Consider the following 6,593-nt stretch of genomic DNA (forward strand, 5'->3'; position numbering starts at 1 on the left):
CCACCGCGGGTGGCCTTTTTTATTCTTTCAGGAGACCACGATGGCCACGACTTCTTCTGTATCGCAAACCCTGCTGGCTGCCGATGGCACGCCGCTGTCCTTGCGCACCTATGCGGCCCAAGGCACGCTGCGCGGCAGCGTGGTGATTGGCGGCGCCATGGGCGTGCGGCAAGACTATTACGCACCGTTTGCCCAGTGGCTGGCGGCCCAGGGCTGGCAAGTCACCAGCTTTGACTACCGTGGCATGGGCGATTCGCTCCCGCCCGGCGGGCTCAAGGGTTTTCAGGCTGACCTGCATGACTGGGCGCGCGACTACGAAGCCATCATCGCCCACGCCAAGGCCGCCGTGCCCACGCTGCCTCTGTACCTGCTGGGCCACAGCCTGGGCGCGCAGCTGCCGGGGCTGCTGCGTAACGCCCACCAGGTGAGTGGCTTGCTCAGCGTGGCCGCCGGCAGTGGCTACTGGCGTGAGAACGCGCCCCAGCTCAAGCGCATCGTGCCGTACTTCTGGTTCATTCTGGTGCCGCTGGCCACGCGCCTGTTTGGCTACTTCCCGGGCAAGCGCCTGCGCAAGGTCGGTGATCTGCCCAAGGGCGTGATCCTGCAATGGCGCAAGTGGTGCCTGAACCCGCGCTACAGCGTGGGCGCCGAGGGCGCGGCAGCGCTGCACAGCTATGCCCAGGTGCAGTTCCCGGTGGTGGCGTTGTCCATCACCGACGACGAACTCATGACGCTGCGCGGCACCCACAGCCTGATCAACCTGTACGCCAATGCACCGCGCGAGGTGCACAGCATCGCGCCGGCCGATTTGTCGGTGCGCCGCCTGGGCCACTTTGGCCCGTTCCGCGCCGAACACCAGTCGCTGCTGTGGCCGCGCCTGGAGCAATGGCTCAGCGGTTTTGCCACTTCGGCCACTCCCACTCCCGCATCGGTATGACTACCCACCCGTTTGACGAAGCGGTAGCGCTACAGCGCCAGACCGACGGCAGCTGGTTGGGCCACACCCATCCGGCCTATGCCAACATGGTGGGCCCGTTTGGTGGCATCACCGCAGCCCAGGCGCTAAGCGCCGTGCTGCGTCACCCCGACCGCCTGGGCGACCCGGTGTCGCTCACCGTGAACTTCTGCGCGGCGGTGGCCGATGGCCACTTTGTCGTGCAGGCACGCGCGGTACGCACCAACCGCTCCACCCAGCACTGGGTGATCGAGCTGCAGCAGGATGGCCAGGCCGTGCTCACGGCTACAGCTGTGACCGCGGTGCGGCGCGAGACCTGGAGCCTGGACGAGGAGCCCATGCCCGCCTGCCCAGCACCCGAAGACGTGCCCTTGCCCAGCGTGCGTGCGCCCATGGAATTTGTGCGGCGCTTTGAGTCACGCCCCATCACCGGCGGCCTGCCCGAGGTGTGGGATGGCCGCGGTGACAGCAGCCTGTCGCAGCTCTGGGTGCGCGACCAGCCACCGCGCCCGCTGGACTTTGCCTCGCTGGCGTCGATTTCCGACATCTTCTTTCCGCGCGTGTTCATCCGCCGCTCCACCCATGTGCCGGTGGGCACCGTGTCCATGACCGTGTACTTCCATGCCAGCGCCGAGCAACTGGCGCAGACCGGCAATGGCTATCTGCTGGGCCAGGCGCGGGCGCAGGCGTTTCGCAACGGCTTCTTCGACCAGAGCAGCCAGCTCTGGAACCAGGCCGGTGTGCTGCTGGTGACCACGCACCAAATCGTCTACTACAAACAGTGATCCAATCGCGTATTCCTTTCCACAGAGACCGACCATGCAAGACATCCTGATCGACACCGCCGACGGCATTACCACCATCACCCTGAACCGGGTGGAAAAGAAAAATTCGTTCACCCAGGTCATGTACGCCACCTGCGCCGATGCGCTGGACGCCGCGCGCGACGACGCGGCTGTGCGTGTGGTGGTGTTCCAGGGCGATGTGACCGTGTTCAGCGCAGGCAATGACATTGGCGATTTTTTGAGTACCGCCCCCAAGTCCGACGACGCACCCGTGTTCCGCTTCTTGCGCGCACTGGCCGCCTTTCCCAAGCCCATCGTGGCGGCCGTGTGTGGCCCGGCCGTGGGCATTGGCACCACCATGCTGTTCCATTGCGACCTGGTGTACGCGGGTGACAACGCCGCCTTCTCCATGCCGTTTGTGAACTTGGGACTGTGCCCCGAGGCGGCTTCCAGCTTGCTGGTGCCGCAGATGATGGGCTACCACCGTGCGGCCGAAGCGCTGCTGATGGGTGAACCTTTCATGGCGGAGGCCGCGCTTGAAGTGGGTCTGGCCAACCGCGTGGTGCCGCCCACGGAGGCCAATGGCATTGCCCAGGCGCAAGCGCGCAAGCTAGCTGCCAAACCCCTGACCTCGCTGGTGGAAACCAAGCGCTTGCTCAAGAAGGGCCAGATGGCCCAGGTGCTGGAGCGCATTGACGAAGAGGCCCTGAGCTTCGGTCGCTTGCTGCAGGCCCCCGCGGCCAAAGAAGCCTTCTCCGCCTTCATGGAAAAGCGTAAGCCGGACTTCAGCCAAGTCTGACAACACTTATTTTTACCAAGCAAACGCTTGTTAAAAATATAAAGCCTTGGTAAGGTCGGAGGCATGACGCCCCCCGATCTTGTTGTCACCGATATCGATGTTCCCAAGCGCCCGCGTGGCCGCCCACGCAAGACCGTGGACGAGCGCGATGACGGCAATCGCCGACACGAGTTGCTCAAGGCAGCAGCCCAGCTGTTTCGCCGCAAGGGCTTTGCGGCCACCACCACGCGTGACATTGCCGCTGCTGCCGGCATGCAAAGCGGCTCGCCCTTCTACCACTTCAAAAGCAAAGACGCGCTGCTGTTCGCCGTGATGGAGGAGGGCATGCACACAGCGCTGGCCAACCAGCACGCCGCCATCAGTCAGCCCGGCTATGCCGAGCAGCCACCGGCCGCGCAGCTGGCCGCACTGGTGCATACGCACTTTGCCGGGTTATTAGGGCCTGGCAATGACTTTGTGCCGGTGATGCTGTACGAATGGCGCTCGCTCAACAGCCGCCAGCGCAAGCTGCTGGCCCAGCTGATTGCCGATTACGAAGCCCTGTGGATGCCGGTGTTGGACGCTCTGCAAGCCAATGGCCAGCTTAAGGCGCCCGTCAAGCTCGCACGCCTGTTGATGCTGGGGGCGCTGAACTGGTCGGTGCAATGGTTTGATGCCAAGAAGGGCGCGTCCGTCGAAGAGCTGGGTGATGCCGCCATGGCCTTGTTTTTGAAGGAGTCCTGATGTCGTACGGTTCCGTGTTTGCGCCCGGTTTGTTCGCGGGCAAGGTGGTGGTGGTGACGGGCGGTGGTTCCGGCATTGGCCGCTGTGTGGCACATGAGCTGGCGGCCCTGGGCGCCACCGTGGCGTTGATTGGCCGCAAGCCCGAGAAGCTGGAGAAGGTGGCCGCCGAGATTGCCGAAGACGGCGGCCAGACCAGCCAGCATGTGTGCGACATCCGCCAGGAAGAGGCGGTGCAGCAAGCGGTGGCTGCCATCGTGGCCCAGCATGGGCGCATCGACGGCCTGGTGAACAACGCAGGCGGACAGTACATGACGCCGCTGGAGTCCATCAGCGCCAAGGGCTGGGAAGCGGTGATCAACACCAATCTGACCGGCGGCTTTCTGATGGCACGGGAGTGCTTCAGCCAGAGTATGGCCAATCACGGCGGCGCCATCGTCAACATCGTGGCCGACATGTGGGGCTCCATGCCAGGCATGGGCCACAGTGGTGCGGCACGTGCAGGCATGGTCAGCTTCACCGAGACCGCGGCCACCGAATGGGCGGGCCGTGGGGTGCGCGTGAATGCGGTGGCGCCGGGCTACATCGCCTCCAGCGGCATGGACCACTATCCCGCGGAGATGGGCCCCATGCTGCGCGAGATGGCCAAGACCGTGCCTCTGGGCCGATTTGGTACCGAGGCCGAGACGGCTGCGGGCATTGTGTTCCTGCTGAGCCCCGCAGCCGCCTTCATCAGTGGCAGCACGCTGCGTATTGACGGCGCACGGCCCCAGGTGCGCATGGGCTAGCCCATGCGTGTGGCCGACGAGAAGGCCCAGGCGCGCGATGCCATCAAACCTTTCAACGGGTTTCACCGCGCCAGCACGCCCAAAGTGTTTTCCGGCAGCTGAGTGATGCAGACCGCCAACCCTGGGCCGGACTACGTTGCACCGGAAGACATCGCCGCCGTCGAAAACGCGGCACGCCGCTTCATCCTGACGGAGGTGGCTGCCCACCTGAATGACTGGGAGGAGGCCGGCGAGTTTCTGCGCAGCCTCTACCTGCGTGCAGCCAATCTGGGCTGGCTGGGCCTGGGCTATCCCGAGGCGCTCGGTGGTACGCCCGCACCGTGGGCGCTGCGCAATGCCTTGACCCTGGCTCTGGCCCGCACGGGCGGCAGCGGTGGTTTGATGGCCAGCCTGTTCAGTCACAACATTGGCCTGCCACCCGTGCTGCGCCATGGCTCCGCTGCGCTACAACAACAGGTGGTTCCCGATGTGCTGGCCGGCAAGAAGATTGCCGCACTGGCCATCACCGAACCCGGCGGCGGCACCGATGTGTCCGCCCTCAAAACCACAGCGCGGCAGGATGGCGACGCCTATGTGGTGGATGGTGAGAAAGTTTCATCACCTCCGGCATGCGCGCCGACTGGATCACGGTGGCCGTGCGCACCAACCTGAAGAACAAAGGCCCGATGGGAATCTCCATGCTGATGGTCCCGGGTGACGCCATGGGCTTGTCGCGTAGCCCCCTGAAGAAGATGGGCTGGTTATGTTCCGACACCGCACATCTGCGCTTTGACGGCGTGCGCGTGCCGGCCGCCAATCTTGTGGGCGAGGAGGGTGCGGGCTTCAAGATGATCCTCACCAACTTCAATGGCGAGCGCCTGTCCATGGCCGCCATGGCGCTGGGTTTTTCCGAATGCTGTTACGACGAGGCCTTGGCTTGGGCGCAGCAGCGCAAAACCTTTGCGTGGTACCGCGTGCGAGCGCATCTACCGCGAGGTCAAGGTCATGATGATTGGCGGCGGTGCCGAAGAGATCATGAAAGAGTTGGCCAGCCGTCAACTCGGCCTGTGAAAATGCCCTATGCCCAAAACACCTGTGCCCACCACTTCCGTTGACAGTCCAGACGCCCCGGTGGTGTTTGAAGCGGAGTTCATCGAAGGCCTGCGCCACATCTTCGAGCACAGCATCGCTTTCAACCAGGTGCTGGGTCTGAAGATTGCCAGCATCACGCCCCAGCGTGTGGTGGCCCACATCGCGATGAAACCGGAGCTGGTGGGCCACTACAGCTTCAACCGCATCCACGGCGGTGTCATCAGCGCGGGGCTGGACGCCATGGGCGGCCTGGCCGTGATGGCCGCCATTGGTGCGCGCCATATGGACGAGGCACCGCCGCAGCGCCTACACCGCTTTGCCAAGCTGGGCACCATCGACCTGCGAGTGGACTACCTGCGCCCCGGCATTGGTGACAGCTTTGAACTGCGCGCCGAAGTCATGCGCCTGGGCTCGCGCGTGGCCTCCACGCGTATGGAGTTTCTGGGCGCGGATGGCAAGCTGCTGTCTACCGGGGCAGCGGCTTATATCGTTTCTTGAAGCACTGCTGGGAAAATGCAAAACGGGAGCCGAAGCTCCCGTTTTTTTACACGTGGTTAGTGTGTGATCAGGCTTGCTTGGCTTTGCGGCGACGCACCATCGCGCCGATGCAACCCAGACCTGCCAGCAACAAGGCGTAGGTTTCGGGCTCAGGCACTGCGGCCGTCAGCGTCAGGTTGTCCACGCTCAAGTGGCTGCCGGTGTCGACCAATTGCAGTCGCGCAATATTGTTCCAGGTGCCAAAGTTCACAGTGCCGGTAACGCTGGCATTGAGGTTGGTGGTGAACAGAACGTTGTTGGACGTATCGAAAGCGGTCAGTGCACCCACGGCGCCGCTGCTGGCGTAGCTGATGTCCAGGCTATTCAAGTTGAAGAGGCCCGACGCGAAGGTGAAGTTGACCGTGTTTCCGGCAAAGCCGGTGGGGTCCAGGTGCAACTGTCCCGCAGAGGGCCAGCCCCAAAAGCTTCCCGAGGTCGGCGTCGCAGTGATGCCATCTTCGGTGTAGCTGGCCAAAGCGGTAATGCTGCCGGTCAGGCCTGAGAAGGTGTTGGTATTGGCTTGTGCGACAGATGCGGACAGCATGGCGGCGGCAATGCCGGTTGTCGTCAAAAGTTTCTTTAGTTTCATGGGTGACTCCACTGGTTGAGGGGCGGGCGAATACTTGCCCCGCGGGCATTCTGGTTTTGTGCACCAAGACTGGGCAATAGCCCGTTTGGATTCATCTGCCGCATTGAAGCCCTGAGGGATACAGGTGGTAACAATTGATGCGCGCGGGCCCCATACGTGTGCCGGATCTTCAACATCCCCAAAAGAAAAAGCCATCTTCCGGGCAATGCCAGTCAGTTAAGCCGTACGTGATCTGAAGGGCTGTAAAAAGGGAGCGTGTTTCACGTTCCCTTTTTCTTTGATGAGCCTGCTGCAAAACACATTGGACGAAACTCTGGCGGCTTTGCCCGTCAGCGGGATGAGGGAGCTG

Annotated in this window: 6 protein-coding genes and 3 pseudogenes; 7 read left to right on the forward strand and 2 right to left on the reverse strand. The window is 63.3% G+C overall.

Annotation, left to right across the window (positions count from 1 at the left end; genetic code table 11):
- Positions 1-40: 40 nt before the first annotated feature.
- From AC1DZ5_RS10760 to AC1DZ5_RS10790, 7 genes and pseudogenes are all read left to right on the forward strand, one after another.
- The gene (locus AC1DZ5_RS10760) at positions 41-937 is read left to right on the forward strand and encodes an alpha/beta hydrolase family protein (RefSeq protein ID WP_477888830.1); all 897 of its coding nucleotides are present in this window, start codon (positions 41-43) and stop codon (positions 935-937) included.
- Complete coding sequence (locus AC1DZ5_RS10765) at positions 934-1,740, forward strand: acyl-CoA thioesterase (RefSeq protein ID WP_477888832.1); 807 nt, start codon at positions 934-936, stop codon at positions 1,738-1,740. Before AC1DZ5_RS10760 ends, AC1DZ5_RS10765 begins: the two co-directional genes overlap by 4 nt.
- 34 nt (positions 1,741-1,774) lie before the next feature.
- Positions 1,775-2,539 (forward strand): enoyl-CoA hydratase, encoded by a 765-nt coding sequence (locus AC1DZ5_RS10770; protein ID WP_477888834.1) that lies wholly within the window; start codon positions 1,775-1,777, stop codon positions 2,537-2,539.
- A 63-nt stretch (positions 2,540-2,602) separates the two neighbouring features.
- Complete coding sequence (locus AC1DZ5_RS10775; protein WP_477888836.1) at positions 2,603-3,262, forward strand: TetR/AcrR family transcriptional regulator; 660 nt, start codon at positions 2,603-2,605, stop codon at positions 3,260-3,262.
- A pseudogene (locus tag AC1DZ5_RS10780) lies at positions 3,262-4,149 on the forward strand (SDR family oxidoreductase). Before AC1DZ5_RS10775 ends, AC1DZ5_RS10780 begins: the two are co-directional and overlap by 1 nt.
- Positions 4,150-4,152: 3 nt before the next feature.
- Positions 4,153-5,097, forward strand: a pseudogene (locus AC1DZ5_RS10785) (acyl-CoA dehydrogenase family protein).
- A gap of 9 nt (positions 5,098-5,106) precedes the next feature.
- The gene (locus tag AC1DZ5_RS10790; RefSeq protein WP_477888838.1) at positions 5,107-5,616 is read left to right on the forward strand and encodes a thioesterase family protein; all 510 of its coding nucleotides are present in this window, start codon (positions 5,107-5,109) and stop codon (positions 5,614-5,616) included.
- A 67-nt stretch (positions 5,617-5,683) separates the two neighbouring features.
- Here AC1DZ5_RS10790 and AC1DZ5_RS10795 read toward each other — a convergent pair.
- A pseudogene (locus AC1DZ5_RS10795) lies at positions 5,684-5,797 on the reverse strand (PEPxxWA-CTERM sorting domain-containing protein); the annotation flags it as partial.
- A 616-nt stretch (positions 5,798-6,413) separates the two neighbouring features.
- The coding region (locus AC1DZ5_RS10800; RefSeq protein ID WP_477888840.1) for a hypothetical protein at positions 6,414-6,593 on the reverse strand (180 nt) is incomplete at its 5' end.

Source organism: Rhodoferax sp. P1_F3, from assembly GCF_056405715.1.